This is a genomic window from Pseudomonas sp. PDM13, from assembly GCF_025685765.1.
Lineage (GTDB): Bacteria > Pseudomonadota > Gammaproteobacteria > Pseudomonadales > Pseudomonadaceae > Metapseudomonas > Metapseudomonas solani.
Genome location: NZ_JAOTQU010000010.1, coordinates 36,568 through 49,816 on the forward strand (window position 1 = coordinate 36,568; position 13,249 = coordinate 49,816).

General features: G+C 56.7%; 26 protein-coding genes. 18 read left to right on the top strand and 8 right to left on the bottom strand.

Annotated elements, in window-relative coordinates:
* Nucleotides 1–613 precede the first annotated feature (613 nt).
* The 4 genes from OEJ36_RS12540 to OEJ36_RS12555 form a co-directional block, all read right to left on the bottom strand.
* Complete coding sequence (locus tag OEJ36_RS12540; RefSeq protein WP_263401761.1) at nucleotides 614–1,015, bottom strand: hypothetical protein; 402 nt, start codon at nucleotides 1,013–1,015, stop codon at nucleotides 614–616.
* Nucleotides 1,012–1,143: a hypothetical protein gene (locus OEJ36_RS12545; RefSeq protein ID WP_263401762.1), complete on the bottom strand. Its 132-nt coding sequence runs from the start codon at nucleotides 1,141–1,143 to the stop codon at nucleotides 1,012–1,014. Before OEJ36_RS12545 ends, OEJ36_RS12540 begins: the two co-directional genes overlap by 4 nt.
* Before the next feature lie 282 nt (nucleotides 1,144–1,425).
* A complete protein-coding gene (locus tag OEJ36_RS12550; RefSeq protein ID WP_263401763.1) occupies nucleotides 1,426–1,584 on the bottom strand; it encodes a hypothetical protein in 159 nt (52 codons plus the stop codon).
* A gap of 102 nt (nucleotides 1,585–1,686) precedes the next feature.
* Nucleotides 1,687–2,016 carry a helix-turn-helix domain-containing protein gene (locus tag OEJ36_RS12555; RefSeq protein ID WP_263401764.1) on the bottom strand — a complete coding sequence of 110 codons (330 nt, stop codon included), beginning with the start codon at nucleotides 2,014–2,016 and terminating at the stop codon, nucleotides 1,687–1,689.
* Nucleotides 2,017–2,174: 158 nt separating this feature from the next.
* Between OEJ36_RS12555 and OEJ36_RS12560 the strand changes: the two genes are divergently transcribed.
* From OEJ36_RS12560 to OEJ36_RS12610, 11 genes are all read left to right on the top strand, one after another.
* A complete protein-coding gene (locus tag OEJ36_RS12560; RefSeq protein ID WP_263401765.1) occupies nucleotides 2,175–3,314 on the top strand; it encodes a phage/plasmid replication protein in 1,140 nt (379 codons plus the stop codon).
* Complete coding sequence (locus OEJ36_RS12565; protein WP_263401766.1) at nucleotides 3,311–3,715, top strand: hypothetical protein; 405 nt, start codon at nucleotides 3,311–3,313, stop codon at nucleotides 3,713–3,715. Before OEJ36_RS12560 ends, OEJ36_RS12565 begins: the two co-directional genes overlap by 4 nt.
* Nucleotides 3,712–3,966 (top strand): hypothetical protein, encoded by a 255-nt coding sequence (locus OEJ36_RS12570; protein ID WP_263401767.1) that lies wholly within the window; start codon nucleotides 3,712–3,714, stop codon nucleotides 3,964–3,966. The genes OEJ36_RS12565 and OEJ36_RS12570 overlap by 4 nt, the downstream gene beginning before the upstream one ends.
* 11 nt (nucleotides 3,967–3,977) lie before the next feature.
* Complete coding sequence (locus OEJ36_RS12575) at nucleotides 3,978–4,295, top strand: hypothetical protein (RefSeq protein ID WP_263401768.1); 318 nt, start codon at nucleotides 3,978–3,980, stop codon at nucleotides 4,293–4,295.
* Between the two features lie 2 nt (nucleotides 4,296–4,297).
* On the top strand, nucleotides 4,298–4,567 hold the full coding sequence (locus OEJ36_RS12580) for a hypothetical protein (RefSeq protein WP_263401769.1): 270 nt from the start codon (nucleotides 4,298–4,300) through the stop codon (nucleotides 4,565–4,567).
* Nucleotides 4,564–4,794, top strand: a complete 231-nt coding sequence (locus tag OEJ36_RS12585) for a hypothetical protein (protein WP_263401770.1) — start codon at nucleotides 4,564–4,566, stop codon at nucleotides 4,792–4,794. Before OEJ36_RS12580 ends, OEJ36_RS12585 begins: the two co-directional genes overlap by 4 nt.
* A 60-nt stretch (nucleotides 4,795–4,854) precedes the next feature.
* Entirely contained in the window at nucleotides 4,855–5,037 is a 183-nt protein-coding gene (locus OEJ36_RS12590) for a hypothetical protein (RefSeq protein WP_263401771.1), read from the top strand.
* Between the two features lie 44 nt (nucleotides 5,038–5,081).
* A complete protein-coding gene (locus tag OEJ36_RS12595; RefSeq protein WP_263401772.1) occupies nucleotides 5,082–6,566 on the top strand; it encodes a hypothetical protein in 1,485 nt (494 codons plus the stop codon).
* Nucleotides 6,567–6,905 carry a DUF2523 family protein gene (locus tag OEJ36_RS12600; RefSeq protein WP_263401773.1) on the top strand — a complete coding sequence of 113 codons (339 nt, stop codon included), beginning with the start codon at nucleotides 6,567–6,569 and terminating at the stop codon, nucleotides 6,903–6,905.
* A 15-nt stretch (nucleotides 6,906–6,920) separates the two neighbouring features.
* Nucleotides 6,921–8,132, top strand: coding sequence for a zonular occludens toxin domain-containing protein (locus OEJ36_RS12605; protein ID WP_263401774.1), 1,212 nt, complete (start codon nucleotides 6,921–6,923; stop codon nucleotides 8,130–8,132).
* A gap of 103 nt (nucleotides 8,133–8,235) precedes the next feature.
* Nucleotides 8,236–8,430 (top strand): hypothetical protein, encoded by a 195-nt coding sequence (locus OEJ36_RS12610; protein ID WP_263401775.1) that lies wholly within the window; start codon nucleotides 8,236–8,238, stop codon nucleotides 8,428–8,430.
* A 352-nt stretch (nucleotides 8,431–8,782) separates the two neighbouring features.
* Here OEJ36_RS12610 and OEJ36_RS12615 read toward each other — a convergent pair whose 3' ends face one another.
* The 4 genes from OEJ36_RS12615 to OEJ36_RS12630 all read right to left on the bottom strand — a co-directional run bounded on the left by OEJ36_RS12615 (nucleotide 8,783) and on the right by OEJ36_RS12630 (nucleotide 10,185).
* Complete coding sequence (locus OEJ36_RS12615) at nucleotides 8,783–9,184, bottom strand: hypothetical protein (protein WP_263401761.1); 402 nt, start codon at nucleotides 9,182–9,184, stop codon at nucleotides 8,783–8,785.
* Nucleotides 9,181–9,312, bottom strand: coding sequence for a hypothetical protein (locus OEJ36_RS12620; RefSeq protein WP_263401762.1), 132 nt, complete (start codon nucleotides 9,310–9,312; stop codon nucleotides 9,181–9,183). Before OEJ36_RS12620 ends, OEJ36_RS12615 begins: the two co-directional genes overlap by 4 nt.
* Nucleotides 9,313–9,594: 282 nt before the next feature.
* Nucleotides 9,595–9,753 (bottom strand): hypothetical protein, encoded by a 159-nt coding sequence (locus OEJ36_RS12625; protein WP_263401763.1) that lies wholly within the window; start codon nucleotides 9,751–9,753, stop codon nucleotides 9,595–9,597.
* A gap of 102 nt (nucleotides 9,754–9,855) precedes the next feature.
* Nucleotides 9,856–10,185 carry a helix-turn-helix domain-containing protein gene (locus OEJ36_RS12630; RefSeq protein WP_263401764.1) on the bottom strand — a complete coding sequence of 110 codons (330 nt, stop codon included), beginning with the start codon at nucleotides 10,183–10,185 and terminating at the stop codon, nucleotides 9,856–9,858.
* 158 nt (nucleotides 10,186–10,343) lie between these two features.
* On the opposite strand from OEJ36_RS12630, the gene OEJ36_RS12635 reads away from it, so the two are divergent.
* The 7 genes from OEJ36_RS12635 to OEJ36_RS12665 are packed head-to-tail and all read left to right on the top strand — an operon-like array spanning nucleotide 10,344 to nucleotide 13,206.
* On the top strand, nucleotides 10,344–11,483 hold the full coding sequence (locus tag OEJ36_RS12635) for a phage/plasmid replication protein (RefSeq protein ID WP_263401765.1): 1,140 nt from the start codon (nucleotides 10,344–10,346) through the stop codon (nucleotides 11,481–11,483).
* A complete protein-coding gene (locus tag OEJ36_RS12640) occupies nucleotides 11,480–11,884 on the top strand; it encodes a hypothetical protein (protein ID WP_263401766.1) in 405 nt (134 codons plus the stop codon). Before OEJ36_RS12635 ends, OEJ36_RS12640 begins: the two co-directional genes overlap by 4 nt.
* Nucleotides 11,881–12,135: a hypothetical protein gene (locus OEJ36_RS12645; protein WP_263401767.1), complete on the top strand. Its 255-nt coding sequence runs from the start codon at nucleotides 11,881–11,883 to the stop codon at nucleotides 12,133–12,135. Before OEJ36_RS12640 ends, OEJ36_RS12645 begins: the two co-directional genes overlap by 4 nt.
* Nucleotides 12,136–12,146: 11 nt before the next feature.
* Nucleotides 12,147–12,464 (top strand): hypothetical protein, encoded by a 318-nt coding sequence (locus OEJ36_RS12650; protein WP_263401768.1) that lies wholly within the window; start codon nucleotides 12,147–12,149, stop codon nucleotides 12,462–12,464.
* A 2-nt stretch (nucleotides 12,465–12,466) separates the two neighbouring features.
* Nucleotides 12,467–12,736, top strand: coding sequence for a hypothetical protein (locus OEJ36_RS12655; protein ID WP_263401769.1), 270 nt, complete (start codon nucleotides 12,467–12,469; stop codon nucleotides 12,734–12,736).
* Entirely contained in the window at nucleotides 12,733–12,963 is a 231-nt protein-coding gene (locus OEJ36_RS12660; RefSeq protein ID WP_263401770.1) for a hypothetical protein, read from the top strand. Before OEJ36_RS12655 ends, OEJ36_RS12660 begins: the two co-directional genes overlap by 4 nt.
* 60 nt (nucleotides 12,964–13,023) lie before the next feature.
* Entirely contained in the window at nucleotides 13,024–13,206 is a 183-nt protein-coding gene (locus OEJ36_RS12665; RefSeq protein WP_263401771.1) for a hypothetical protein, read from the top strand.
* Nucleotides 13,207–13,249: the final 43 nt, after the last annotated feature.

The following is a 13,249-nucleotide window of genomic DNA, read 5'->3' on the forward strand; positions in this document are numbered from 1 at the left end:
ATCCGGTTATGGATAGCGAAAAACTGATGAGGAATGGCTCTAGAAAGTTGAGATGCCGATGATTCAGGTGCGTTACAGGAACAGCGGGTGCGAACGATGGACGCGGATGAAAACCAAGGAGCTGACATGGCGGAGTACGCACATGGAAAATCGGATCAGCAGATTGAAGTGATGAGATCACCAATGGAGGTTGTCGAAACGCAGTGAGGAGCAGAATGATCGAAACCGTGAAAGTGGCCATTTTGAGCGTTGAAATCTGTGCCCTGGGCGCCTGCTGAGAAAATACGAAATTACCTATAATGTAGGCCTTATGTTGAGCGCCGTCCGGACAATGCCAACGGCTCCGGGCGTCGCGTAACATAGGGTCCATTATGAGTGACCCCATACCCCTCTTGATTCCGCTTCACCTGGTGCGTGACGCACGCCTCTACGCGAAACCTGGTTCCGACCTCGATGCTGTTTGCTACGTCCTGGAGCGATACCCCGGCCTTGTTGGTGAGATCCGCCAGTTGCGCCGCCGGGTAGCGCAGCTGGACGAGGAGGGCGCTGAATTCGACGCCCGTTTGGCGCTCCTGCAGGATGCCTGCAGGGCTATTCTCGAATTAGGGTAACGTTACTCGTCGTTGTCGATCAGCTCGGCCGCTGGCTGGTCGCGATGGCGCTTCACCTTCGGCTTTTGGCTTCTAATCGTCTCGACCAACCGTTCATTTTGCTCTAGCAACATTTGCCACTTCTTTTCCGATACATGAAGGCGAAGCCGCAGCTCCCGAAGCTCTTCTTTCGCTTCATTGAGCTCGACAATCAGAATCCCCATTTCGTTGGACATCGCCTGAATGGTGGCGTGATTCGGTGACGTTTCTTTTTGGTCACGTAACCCTTTTTGGCGCTCGCGGTAGGCGCGCTGCTTCTCGGCCGGCGTCATGGCCTTGCCTGTGGATGGACGACCACGGCCGCGTTTGACGGGCATCTCGTCCAGGGCCAATGCCTGGGTGGCTTTGTCGTTTGCATCGATCACGACCAGGCTCCCACCAGGGCGACGCCCAGGATCACGACGACGATGATTCCCATGGTGATGTTCATCAGGGTTGCGGCGGTCTTGCTGGTGGCGGGCTGGTTTTCCCAGTCCTTGGGCAGGCGGCTCATGCTGTTGGCTCCGTGCTGTTGGGCATGGAGTAATTATAGTCACGTTACCGTAAATACGCTATTGGTAACGTTACCAATAATAGACCGTTCGTCGGTTATTATGGTCACGTTACCATTAATGGCCACAGCCCCTCGGTGCACGTCCGCGAACACGGCGCCGCCGCCGCTCCAGACCCACCCCGCGCCATGATCACCCCTCGGGTGCGTACTGCGGCAGCGCATAGCGCACGCTGCTGATGCACGCCCTGGTGCGACAGAACTCCGAGGAAAAATCCCGCCGGTCTAGCCCAGCTGGGGCGGCTCGAGTTCGATGCGGCCGGACACTCTATCCGGGCCTGCGGACTGGTGAGCCTCGTAGGTCCGTTCCATGTAGCCGTCGTCTTCGTCCTGGCCTTCGTCCAGGGCGTTAGCCCACTGCTCGTATTCTTCCCGGTCGTTCATGATTTAGAACACTTGTGTTCGCCGTATTGCACGGTCTGGGGTGGGGGTGCTGTTACACCCCCACTTTGGTATGCGATCGCGTACCGCGACCTCCGTTTCGGACTACCTCAACGCCTCTTGCTCGTATCCAAATAGCACGCCCTTCAGGGCTATGCGCGCTTGGTTCCTGATATCCAGTGGCAGGGCGTCAAAACGCCTCAGGATGGGCGCAAGGTCCTCGGATACCGTCCTCTCTTGATCGGTAAGCAGCAACTCATCTGTAGTCACCCCCAGCACCTTTGCCAGCCTGACAATGATGTCTCCGGTTGGGTCTGAGCGGCCCGACTCATACGCGGTGTAGCTCGATTTGCTCACGCTCGCCGCTTCCCACACTTCGCGCTGGGTGAGCTTCTTCGCTTCCCTGAATCGCTTCAGGTTAGTTGCAATGGTCATGGCTCTTTCCTGGCTGTGTTGGCTCATGACCGCATCCTAGACACTGGGGTTTCGTACAGTTCCGGTATACCGGTACTTTTCTGCTTGCATTCTGGCAATTGTCGGTCCTATTATCCCGTCCATTCGGTATTGCTTTTCCGATATTGACAGGGAATTCCATGTTCATCGACTGGCTAAGCGTTTCGCAGGAACACGATCACGATCTACCGGTCGTCTGTGACGTATTCACGCTCACCATCGATGCCAACACTCATGAGGTGCTCAGCACCCGCCAGCCCTGGTTCAAGCACGAAGGCAGCTACTCCACCTCGATCAAAATCAGCGTTCAGGGCCGTAAGGTCCGCGTCGATGGCAACCCCAGCAAGGTCAATCGCCTGGACAACCTGTTCGGCTACGAAACGATTGGCCAGTGCATCAACGTCTACAACCAGTTGCTGGCCGAATATGGCCTCCCGCCGTTCACCAAGTGCACCCGTGTTGAGCTTCGCCAGGGCGCCTCTGGTGCTCGTGCTGGCGACTGGCTCGCCGATGGCTGCTCTCTGGAGCGAATCGACCTGACGACCAATGTCGCCGTAGGGGAGGGCAACGCACTGGCCTATCTCCGCGGGCTCTCGACCCAGCGCATTGGCCACTCCATTGGCTACCTGTACCCCAACGGTCGCACTGTCGACTGGACTGCAGGCGGCAAGCGAAAAGGTGGCGTCCGCCTCCAATATCGGAAGGTCTACGACAAGGCCTTCGAAATGTCAGAGCACGCCAGGTCTCGCGTTCTGCGCATGTTCGGCGAAGCGTCACCCGAGCTGGAATATGTCGACCAGCTCATTTCCTACTGCAACCAGCATGGCGTTGTGCGGCAAGAGCAGGAACTCAAGCAAGAGTTTCTCGCCCGCGAAGGTCTTCGCTACTGGGGCCTGTTCAAAGAATCCCGTCTCCGCACCATTCACGACGACTTTCTCGCGGTGGACACCAAGCTGAAGGTAACGGCCATGGACATAACGACGATTGCGGGCCAGCTCCTGGCCGAAGGCGTAGTAGACAGCACCTATGCGGCCAATATGACCGCCATGGTGGCCTTGAACTGGAGCAACGGCGAGGTCTTTGACCTAGCTAAAAGTGCCGTCAAGAAACATCGCGCACGCCTGCGCAAAATCGGTATCGACATCGCCAACCCCTGCGACACCTCCCGGTTTACCCCGGTCATCGTTCGCCAGGCTCGCGAGGTCACCAAGAGCTACGACCTGCCGATTCCGGCCTGGTACCGCCGTCCTGCTGGTCACCTGCAACTGGTGGCCGCATGAACCTGACTCTGTTCGTTCAGGTTGTCTCCGGGCGCTTTGTTCAGCCTCACCAGCTCAAGGCCGACTGCATGCCTGGCTGGGATGACGAATCCGGTTGTCGCTACACCCCGATCAAGTGGTCGCCCCTGGCTGCTGTCGCGCAACCAACTGGTGTCGTTCATAGCCTGCAGGGCACCGCCCTTAGCTCGTCCGAACGCCGCTCCCTGGAACAGCAGCAGGCCATTGCCCGGACCTTCGTTAATCCGGTCCTGCAGAAGCAAATCGAACAGACCTTGGTAGCCACCCAGGCCGCCAAGGAATCGGGCAAGCGCGAACGTGTCTGGGAGGTCATTTTCGAGGCCCGTGGAACCCCCTGCATTGCCGAATACATGTTCCCCACACTGACCGAGGAATACGCATGAAAGCCCCTACGCGCTTCCTGTTCGGCTGGGTGATTTACCTGGCTCTGTTCATGGCTATTAACCCTGTTATGGCCTTCCTGTTCCAGCTCGCAAACGACCAGCCGTTGGCCCTGACTATCGCGTCGGCCACCTTCGCCCTGGTCGCGCTGTGGGCCTCCTTCTTCCTGTTCCTGCGCCGCTTTTGGCGCTGGGCAGATAAACCCCGGGCAACCGCCCAAAACCTGCCGGGCGATACCGCCCAATCCAACTGAGGAACCACCAAATGCCATTCATCTACCTCGGAATCACTCGCGACGCCGGCACCTCGAAAAAGACGCAGAACGCCTACGACATGGCCTTCGTGCACTACGCCGATGACGCGACCAACAACAGCCGTCCTGACCGTAAGCAAAGCCTCGGCCTGGAAGGTAAGACCATCGCCATTGCTCATGAGGCAATTAGCAAGTTCCAGAACCTTGAGCCCATGTCGGTCATCAATTTCGAGTTCGAGCCTGACCCCCGCCGCATGGAAAACAATCGTGTCTGTGGCTTCCGGCTCGTCTCCAAGGCCCCCTCGGCCGACCTGGCTAAGGCCAGCTAATCATGATGCCCCTCTGCATCGTCATCGACTCCACCGGCGCCCTGGTCTCCCAGGGCGAATTCACCGGTGAGTGCAACGGCTACGTGTTGATGACGGCTGCGGACTACGCGGGGTCCATGACCATCGCTCAGCTCTTCGGGTGGCCTGATCCGGCTGCCTTTGGCACTGCCTTCATGACGTCGTTCGGGATCGTTCTCGGATGCGCCGTGGTGGCCCATACAGTCGGCTCTGTGGCCGGCTTTTTCGACTCTTCCAAGGAGGAAGAACTATGAAACTGTTCAACCGCATTTCCCGCAATCAACTCGCCGTCGCTGTCGCCCTGGTAGTGGCCTCGCCGCTGTCCATGGCTGCTGCTGGCGACCTCGACTTCGCAACCATGATCGCTGCCGTTTCCGGCGCTGCTGTCATCGCCGCCTTTATGTCCATGGGCGTCGTGAAACTCGGCCCCAACTTCGCCAAATGGGCGATCAACAAGGTGGCTGGTTTCTTCGGTCGCTAATTGCAACTCGGCGCAATGCCTGGGCGCCTTCGGGCGCCCTTTTTGTATCCGGAGTTCACCATGGATGCTGATCTCAACTTCGCAATTATGATCGCTGAAATAACCGGGCAAGTTATCGGGGTTGTTGCTGTTTTACTTGCCATGGGTGGTGTTCGCGGCATCGCTGATTTTTGTCAGTGGTGTATCAATCAAGTTGTCATGTTCTTCGAAGACCCGAACGACCCTGACAATTACTGGCAATAACATCCGCGCCCTTCGGGGCGCCTCTCAATTGGTGGAATTATGATATGGCTCGTAATAGCGGCATTCGGCGGCTTGGTTTGCGGTGGGGTTTCGGCATTTGCATTCTATGTGCGTCAGTAACTGCGTTCGGCGCAACTCGCCAGAATGTAACCATCCCTAATAACACCGATATCACCGCACCTGGGCGAGCTGTTGCAACTAAGGGCTCCGGTGTTGTTCATGTCGCCGCCCAGGAAGGCGAATACATTGCGGCCAGCAACTTAAACAAGCGCGTTCCCGTAAAGGTCCTGAAGACCGTTGATTACTCGATTCCCAGGACGATAAATCAGGCAAAAGGTATTCTTAAAGGCAATCTCGCTAACTTGGTTGTGGGCGGTCTTATTGCGGGTGGTGTTGCTGCTGTTGGCTGGGTCATGGATGAGGGGACTAAGACTGTTAAAAAGCCAGTGCCTGAAACCATGTATGAGCCAATAACCAATACTGGTTGGTGTATGGGTACGTATTCATCTTGCCAATCCCCAACTGGGACCGCTGACACTCGGGCGGCAACTGCGACGGGCTCTGCTGCGCTGGTTTTAAAAGACTTCCAGAGTTTTCAAGATCATCCGACTTGGCATAACGGCGCTCATTACGAAATTATTTCTTGTGAGCCTAACTATTGCCAAATGGCGCTTGTAGGCGGGCAGGGTGGTTATTGGACTTTCAGTGTTCACAAATACGGTAATTGCGATTCCTGGGAGTCCGGACCAGGTGGTGGCTGCCCATCTAAAGACCCGCAATATGTTCCTGTAACTGATGCCGATCTTGACTCAACGTTTACGGACTATGCGAACGGGCAGGGCGCTGACTGGCTTAAGGGTCTTATTCGTGAGTCTTGCGCGGGATCAAGCAACCCTGAAGGCTGCATGCAGTCATTGCGCGATAACGTCACGACCTCTGGTCCTGCAACCGTATCCGGTGGCACTACTACCACCACAGGAACATACCTAAAGCCTGACGGAACATACGGTTCGACTCGAACTGATATAACGACCAATTACAATATCAAGTATGGCCCGACCTATTTCGACTACACGGAGAATAAGACGTCTACGTCCTACAAGGATGGTGAGAAAACGTCAGAAGAAACCACCACTGATGATGAGGAAGTCACGGATGACAAGCCTGCTGAGGAAGAAGACAAGGAAGTCGCCGATCCGTGCCTTTCCGGCTGTGATGGCCCGGCTTATCAGGATATGTATTCGCCTAGCGATAAGACCAAGGAAGATGAGATAGATAGTTACTCCAGTCGAGTAAAGAACATTCCCATTATGAAGGCTGTTGTCGGCTTGTTCGATGTTGACGCCGGTTCCTCAGCATGTCCGGTATGGGAAACGCACACTGAGGCGCAAATATGGGGCCATATGTTCCAAATTGACTTGGTGTTCGACTATCACTGTCTCCCCTGGTTTGTTGATCTACGCATGTTTGTACAGGCAATCGTCATGATTGGGTTTGCGTATGTCGCTATTCGTATAGGACTCCTATAAATGATTGCCACTATTAAGAGTTGGTTGTCTGCTTTAATTGCCTGGGTGGGCCGCATTTTTGAATGGCTCAAAGGTCTCTTTGCAGACTTTATGGAGTTTGTAATTGATCTCCCTACGAAGATATTCGGCGGAATCCTTGACGGCATCATTTACATACTGTCTCTAATTCCCGTACCTGATTTCTTGCAGCAGGGCCTCTTGCAGACACTGTTTAGTTCTTTGGGCTCTGATGTCCTCTACTTCGTCGACTTCTTTGGTATCGATAAGGGGCTTGGCGTGATAGGTGCCGCTATTGTTTTTAACCTCACTCGCAAAGCGTTGACGCTTGGCCAGTGGTAAGGGGAGGGTAGTGCAATGATATTCGGTCACGAAGGCCTGCCGCGTTCTGGCAAATCCCTGGAAGCTATGCAGCATGTTGTAGATGCACTTCGGCATGGTCGCCATATTGTCACCAACGTGCACGGCATTAATAAGCGAGCTATTGCCGACTACACGGGTATTCCAGTGCATTCCATTGAATTGCTTATTACGTGCCTGGAAGCACCAGAAGGTCTCGACGAAGACGAGCAGCTTGCTTGGTACAAAAAGGCGTTCTGGAACCACAGGATCAATGACAGCCTGTGGATATGGGACGAGATAAACCAGTTCTTCCCGCCGGACCGCCAGCCGCTCACCGCCGATTGGGCCAAGTTTGTCACTGAGCACGGGCACCTTGGTATTGACGTGCTTATCATGGGTCAGGATTTAACCGAGCTTCATAAGACGTGGCGTAACCGCCTTCAGCGTTATACGCGGTTTACCAAGATGGATATGATGGGAAAGGAAGACCATTACCACTGGGCGACACTTACGAACGTCTCTCGTGGCCGATTTAAGCAAACCGCCCAGGGCAAGAAGCCTTATAACAAGGACTTCTTTGGGTTCTATAAGAGCCACCGCGATGAGACTACGAACAAGGGTAACTATAAGGATGGGCGATTCGCCGTATTTCAGGCCAAACATAAGTTTTGGGCTGTAGTATTTGGCATTGCCCTGGTGGTCGCTCTTTGGAATATCTGGACGTTCTGGAACCCGCCAGCACCGACCAAGCCAAAGGTCGAGTCGGCTGCTACGGCGAAGCCGGTTGGGCCTGTTGATCAGCAGGTCTCAAACGCATCGCCTCCGCCAGCTGCTGCCGTGTCGAAGTCGTCGGCCCCGACTGATATCGCCGCCGACCACATCAAGGCGCCTGAGCCAATCGACTACCTCGACCAGTTCGCTATCAAGTACCAGCTCCGGCTATCGGCGATCATGGACCGTAAGGAGGCCGAGGAGGGCAAGGCCGCTTTCGAGTTCGTCATCGACTTCCTTGACCCTGCGTATAGGGTCAAAGAACGCATGTCGCGCCGCGACGTTGTTAGCCTTGGGTGGCGTGTCGAGCGGTTCGATTACGGCCTTCTAATCAGCAAGGACGACCGATCCTATGTCGTCAGGCCCTGGCCCCTGGACAACTTCGGCAAGGCCCCTCAGCGCGAAATCAACGCCCTGAAGCCCGCTGGGGTCACGTCTGCGCTTGCGCAGCCGTGACCCAGCTGGCGAAGCCGTCTTCCTTCTCGCTGATCTCCTTGCCCCTTGGCCTTGGCCAGCTCCTGACGCTAGGCTGTTCGGCCTTCGCCCTGGAGTACTTCGAATGGATTCGCGTTCTGCTGCAAATGACCCCCTGGCTGCGCCTGCCGGCTCTTCTGATGCCATTTGGCAGGTCCGCATTGCTAGGGCCGTTGAGCGTGAGGGCAAGCGCGCGTTTCGCTATGGGCTTTTCGTTGGCATCGCAATCGGCGTTCTGCCTGGCCTGGTCAAAATCGCATTTCACCTGGTGAATTCCTGATGGTCTGGCTCAGGCGTTCGTTACTGTGGTTACTCATAATGTAGGCCTTATGTTGAGCGCCGTCCGGACAATGCCAACGGCTCCGGGCGTCGCGTAACATAGGGTCCATTATGAGTGACCCCATACCCCTCTTGATTCCGCTTCACCTGGTGCGTGACGCACGCCTCTACGCGAAACCTGGTTCCGACCTCGATGCTGTTTGCTACGTCCTGGAGCGATACCCCGGCCTTGTTGGTGAGATCCGCCAGTTGCGCCGCCGGGTAGCGCAGCTGGACGAGGAGGGCGCTGAATTCGACGCCCGTTTGGCGCTCCTGCAGGATGCCTGCAGGGCTATTCTCGAATTAGGGTAACGTTACTCGTCGTTGTCGATCAGCTCGGCCGCTGGCTGGTCGCGATGGCGCTTCACCTTCGGCTTTTGGCTTCTAATCGTCTCGACCAACCGTTCATTTTGCTCTAGCAACATTTGCCACTTCTTTTCCGATACATGAAGGCGAAGCCGCAGCTCCCGAAGCTCTTCTTTCGCTTCATTGAGCTCGACAATCAGAATCCCCATTTCGTTGGACATCGCCTGAATGGTGGCGTGATTCGGTGACGTTTCTTTTTGGTCACGTAACCCTTTTTGGCGCTCGCGGTAGGCGCGCTGCTTCTCGGCCGGCGTCATGGCCTTGCCTGTGGATGGACGACCACGGCCGCGTTTGACGGGCATCTCGTCCAGGGCCAATGCCTGGGTGGCTTTGTCGTTTGCATCGATCACGACCAGGCTCCCACCAGGGCGACGCCCAGGATCACGACGACGATGATTCCCATGGTGATGTTCATCAGGGTTGCGGCGGTCTTGCTGGTGGCGGGCTGGTTTTCCCAGTCCTTGGGCAGGCGGCTCATGCTGTTGGCTCCGTGCTGTTGGGCATGGAGTAATTATAGTCACGTTACCGTAAATACGCTATTGGTAACGTTACCAATAATAGACCGTTCGTCGGTTATTATGGTCACGTTACCATTAATGGCCACAGCCCCTCGGTGCACGTCCGCGAACACGGCGCCGCCGCCGCTCCAGACCCACCCCGCGCCATGATCACCCCTCGGGTGCGTACTGCGGCAGCGCATAGCGCACGCTGCTGATGCACGCCCTGGTGCGACAGAACTCCGAGGAAAAATCCCGCCGGTCTAGCCCAGCTGGGGCGGCTCGAGTTCGATGCGGCCGGACACTCTATCCGGGCCTGCGGACTGGTGAGCCTCGTAGGTCCGTTCCATGTAGCCGTCGTCTTCGTCCTGGCCTTCGTCCAGGGCGTTAGCCCACTGCTCGTATTCTTCCCGGTCGTTCATGATTTAGAACACTTGTGTTCGCCGTATTGCACGGTCTGGGGTGGGGGTGCTGTTACACCCCCACTTTGGTATGCGATCGCGTACCGCGACCTCCGTTTCGGACTACCTCAACGCCTCTTGCTCGTATCCAAATAGCACGCCCTTCAGGGCTATGCGCGCTTGGTTCCTGATATCCAGTGGCAGGGCGTCAAAACGCCTCAGGATGGGCGCAAGGTCCTCGGATACCGTCCTCTCTTGATCGGTAAGCAGCAACTCATCTGTAGTCACCCCCAGCACCTTTGCCAGCCTGACAATGATGTCTCCGGTTGGGTCTGAGCGGCCCGACTCATACGCGGTGTAGCTCGATTTGCTCACGCTCGCCGCTTCCCACACTTCGCGCTGGGTGAGCTTCTTCGCTTCCCTGAATCGCTTCAGGTTAGTTGCAATGGTCATGGCTCTTTCCTGGCTGTGTTGGCTCATGACCGCATCCTAGACACTGGGGTTTCGTACAGTTCCGGTATACCGGTACTTTTCTGCTTGCATTCTGGCAATTGTCGGTCCTATTATCCCGTCCATTCGGTATTGCTTTTCCGATATTGACAGGGAATTCCATGTTCATCGACTGGCTAAGCGTTTCGCAGGAACACGATCACGATCTACCGGTCGTCTGTGACGTATTCACGCTCACCATCGATGCCAACACTCATGAGGTGCTCAGCACCCGCCAGCCCTGGTTCAAGCACGAAGGCAGCTACTCCACCTCGATCAAAATCAGCGTTCAGGGCCGTAAGGTCCGCGTCGATGGCAACCCCAGCAAGGTCAATCGCCTGGACAACCTGTTCGGCTACGAAACGATTGGCCAGTGCATCAACGTCTACAACCAGTTGCTGGCCGAATATGGCCTCCCGCCGTTCACCAAGTGCACCCGTGTTGAGCTTCGCCAGGGCGCCTCTGGTGCTCGTGCTGGCGACTGGCTCGCCGATGGCTGCTCTCTGGAGCGAATCGACCTGACGACCAATGTCGCCGTAGGGGAGGGCAACGCACTGGCCTATCTCCGCGGGCTCTCGACCCAGCGCATTGGCCACTCCATTGGCTACCTGTACCCCAACGGTCGCACTGTCGACTGGACTGCAGGCGGCAAGCGAAAAGGTGGCGTCCGCCTCCAATATCGGAAGGTCTACGACAAGGCCTTCGAAATGTCAGAGCACGCCAGGTCTCGCGTTCTGCGCATGTTCGGCGAAGCGTCACCCGAGCTGGAATATGTCGACCAGCTCATTTCCTACTGCAACCAGCATGGCGTTGTGCGGCAAGAGCAGGAACTCAAGCAAGAGTTTCTCGCCCGCGAAGGTCTTCGCTACTGGGGCCTGTTCAAAGAATCCCGTCTCCGCACCATTCACGACGACTTTCTCGCGGTGGACACCAAGCTGAAGGTAACGGCCATGGACATAACGACGATTGCGGGCCAGCTCCTGGCCGAAGGCGTAGTAGACAGCACCTATGCGGCCAATATGACCGCCATGGTGGCCTTGAACTGGAGCAACGGCGAGGTCTTTGACCTAGCTAAAAGTGCCGTCAAGAAACATCGCGCACGCCTGCGCAAAATCGGTATCGACATCGCCAACCCCTGCGACACCTCCCGGTTTACCCCGGTCATCGTTCGCCAGGCTCGCGAGGTCACCAAGAGCTACGACCTGCCGATTCCGGCCTGGTACCGCCGTCCTGCTGGTCACCTGCAACTGGTGGCCGCATGAACCTGACTCTGTTCGTTCAGGTTGTCTCCGGGCGCTTTGTTCAGCCTCACCAGCTCAAGGCCGACTGCATGCCTGGCTGGGATGACGAATCCGGTTGTCGCTACACCCCGATCAAGTGGTCGCCCCTGGCTGCTGTCGCGCAACCAACTGGTGTCGTTCATAGCCTGCAGGGCACCGCCCTTAGCTCGTCCGAACGCCGCTCCCTGGAACAGCAGCAGGCCATTGCCCGGACCTTCGTTAATCCGGTCCTGCAGAAGCAAATCGAACAGACCTTGGTAGCCACCCAGGCCGCCAAGGAATCGGGCAAGCGCGAACGTGTCTGGGAGGTCATTTTCGAGGCCCGTGGAACCCCCTGCATTGCCGAATACATGTTCCCCACACTGACCGAGGAATACGCATGAAAGCCCCTACGCGCTTCCTGTTCGGCTGGGTGATTTACCTGGCTCTGTTCATGGCTATTAACCCTGTTATGGCCTTCCTGTTCCAGCTCGCAAACGACCAGCCGTTGGCCCTGACTATCGCGTCGGCCACCTTCGCCCTGGTCGCGCTGTGGGCCTCCTTCTTCCTGTTCCTGCGCCGCTTTTGGCGCTGGGCAGATAAACCCCGGGCAACCGCCCAAAACCTGCCGGGCGATACCGCCCAATCCAACTGAGGAACCACCAAATGCCATTCATCTACCTCGGAATCACTCGCGACGCCGGCACCTCGAAAAAGACGCAGAACGCCTACGACATGGCCTTCGTGCACTACGCCGATGACGCGACCAACAACAGCCGTCCTGACCGTAAGCAAAGCCTCGGCCTGGAAGGTAAGACCATCGCCATTGCTCATGAGGCAATTAGCAAGTTCCAGAACCTTGAGCCCATGTCGGTCATCAATTTCGAGTTCGAGCCTGACCCCCGCCGCATGGAAAACAATCGTGTCTGTGGCTTCCGGCTCGTCTCCAAGGCCCCCTCGGCCGACCTGGCTAAGGCCAGCTAATCATGATGCCCCTCTGCATCGTCATCGACTCCACCGGCGCCCTGGTCTCCCAGGGCGAATTCACCGGTGAGTGCAACGGCTACGTGTTGATGACGGCTGCGGACTACGCGGGGTCCATGACCATCGCTCAGCTCTTCGGGTGGCCTGATCCGGCTGCCTTTGGCACTGCCTTCATGACGTCGTTCGGGATCGTTCTCGGATGCGCCGTGGTGGCCCATACAGTCGGCTCTGTGGCCGGCTTTTTCGACTCTTCCAAGGAGGAAGAACTATGAAACTGTTCAACCGCATTTCCCGCAATCAACTCGCCGTCGCTGTCGCCCTGGTAGTGGCCTCGCCGCTGTCCATGGCTGCTGCTGGCGACCTCGACTTCGCAACCATGATCGCTGCCGTTTCCGGCGCTGCTGTCATCGCCGCCTTTATGTCCATGGGCGTCGTGAAACTCGGCCCCAACTTCGCCAAATGGGCGATCAACAAGGTGGCTGGTTTCTTCGGTCGCTAATTGCAACTCGGCGCAATGCCTGGGCGCCTTCGGGCGCCCTTTTTGTATCCGGAGTTCACCATGGATGCTGATCTCAACTTCGCAATTATGATCGCTGAAATAACCGGGCAAGTTATCGGGGTTGTTGCTGTTTTACTTGCCATGGGTGGTGTTCGCGGCATCGCTGATTTTTGTCAGTGGTGTATCAATCAAGTTGTCATGTTCTTCGAAGACCCGAACGACCCTGACAATTACTGGCAATAACATCCGCGCCCTTCGGGGCGCCTCTCAATTGGTGGAATTATGA

What these genes read in the sequence shown, in the direction of transcription:
- OEJ36_RS12645 (WP_263401767.1), top strand. Translation starts at nt 11,881, where the DNA reads ATGAAAGCCCCTACGCGCTTCCTGTTCGGCTGGGTGATTTACCTGGCT.
- OEJ36_RS12550 (WP_263401763.1), bottom strand. Translation starts at nt 1,584, where the DNA reads ATGAACGACCGGGAAGAATACGAGCAGTGGGCTAACGCCCTGGACGAA.
- OEJ36_RS12620 (WP_263401762.1), bottom strand. Translation starts at nt 9,312, where the DNA reads ATGAGCCGCCTGCCCAAGGACTGGGAAAACCAGCCCGCCACCAGCAAG.
- OEJ36_RS12665 (WP_263401771.1), top strand. Translation starts at nt 13,024, where the DNA reads ATGGATGCTGATCTCAACTTCGCAATTATGATCGCTGAAATAACCGGG.
- OEJ36_RS12585 (WP_263401770.1), top strand. Translation starts at nt 4,564, where the DNA reads ATGAAACTGTTCAACCGCATTTCCCGCAATCAACTCGCCGTCGCTGTC.
- OEJ36_RS12590 (WP_263401771.1), top strand. Translation starts at nt 4,855, where the DNA reads ATGGATGCTGATCTCAACTTCGCAATTATGATCGCTGAAATAACCGGG.
- OEJ36_RS12655 (WP_263401769.1), top strand. Translation starts at nt 12,467, where the DNA reads ATGATGCCCCTCTGCATCGTCATCGACTCCACCGGCGCCCTGGTCTCC.
- OEJ36_RS12650 (WP_263401768.1), top strand. Translation starts at nt 12,147, where the DNA reads ATGCCATTCATCTACCTCGGAATCACTCGCGACGCCGGCACCTCGAAA.
- OEJ36_RS12610 (WP_263401775.1), top strand. Translation starts at nt 8,236, where the DNA reads ATGGATTCGCGTTCTGCTGCAAATGACCCCCTGGCTGCGCCTGCCGGC.
- OEJ36_RS12555 (WP_263401764.1), bottom strand. Translation starts at nt 2,016, where the DNA reads ATGACCATTGCAACTAACCTGAAGCGATTCAGGGAAGCGAAGAAGCTC.
- OEJ36_RS12595 (WP_263401772.1), top strand. Translation starts at nt 5,082, where the DNA reads ATGGCTCGTAATAGCGGCATTCGGCGGCTTGGTTTGCGGTGGGGTTTC.
- OEJ36_RS12605 (WP_263401774.1), top strand. Translation starts at nt 6,921, where the DNA reads ATGATATTCGGTCACGAAGGCCTGCCGCGTTCTGGCAAATCCCTGGAA.
- OEJ36_RS12545 (WP_263401762.1), bottom strand. Translation starts at nt 1,143, where the DNA reads ATGAGCCGCCTGCCCAAGGACTGGGAAAACCAGCCCGCCACCAGCAAG.
- OEJ36_RS12600 (WP_263401773.1), top strand. Translation starts at nt 6,567, where the DNA reads ATGATTGCCACTATTAAGAGTTGGTTGTCTGCTTTAATTGCCTGGGTG.
- OEJ36_RS12660 (WP_263401770.1), top strand. Translation starts at nt 12,733, where the DNA reads ATGAAACTGTTCAACCGCATTTCCCGCAATCAACTCGCCGTCGCTGTC.
- OEJ36_RS12570 (WP_263401767.1), top strand. Translation starts at nt 3,712, where the DNA reads ATGAAAGCCCCTACGCGCTTCCTGTTCGGCTGGGTGATTTACCTGGCT.
- OEJ36_RS12580 (WP_263401769.1), top strand. Translation starts at nt 4,298, where the DNA reads ATGATGCCCCTCTGCATCGTCATCGACTCCACCGGCGCCCTGGTCTCC.
- OEJ36_RS12640 (WP_263401766.1), top strand. Translation starts at nt 11,480, where the DNA reads ATGAACCTGACTCTGTTCGTTCAGGTTGTCTCCGGGCGCTTTGTTCAG.
- OEJ36_RS12635 (WP_263401765.1), top strand. Translation starts at nt 10,344, where the DNA reads ATGTTCATCGACTGGCTAAGCGTTTCGCAGGAACACGATCACGATCTA.
- OEJ36_RS12565 (WP_263401766.1), top strand. Translation starts at nt 3,311, where the DNA reads ATGAACCTGACTCTGTTCGTTCAGGTTGTCTCCGGGCGCTTTGTTCAG.
- OEJ36_RS12630 (WP_263401764.1), bottom strand. Translation starts at nt 10,185, where the DNA reads ATGACCATTGCAACTAACCTGAAGCGATTCAGGGAAGCGAAGAAGCTC.
- OEJ36_RS12575 (WP_263401768.1), top strand. Translation starts at nt 3,978, where the DNA reads ATGCCATTCATCTACCTCGGAATCACTCGCGACGCCGGCACCTCGAAA.
- OEJ36_RS12560 (WP_263401765.1), top strand. Translation starts at nt 2,175, where the DNA reads ATGTTCATCGACTGGCTAAGCGTTTCGCAGGAACACGATCACGATCTA.
- OEJ36_RS12625 (WP_263401763.1), bottom strand. Translation starts at nt 9,753, where the DNA reads ATGAACGACCGGGAAGAATACGAGCAGTGGGCTAACGCCCTGGACGAA.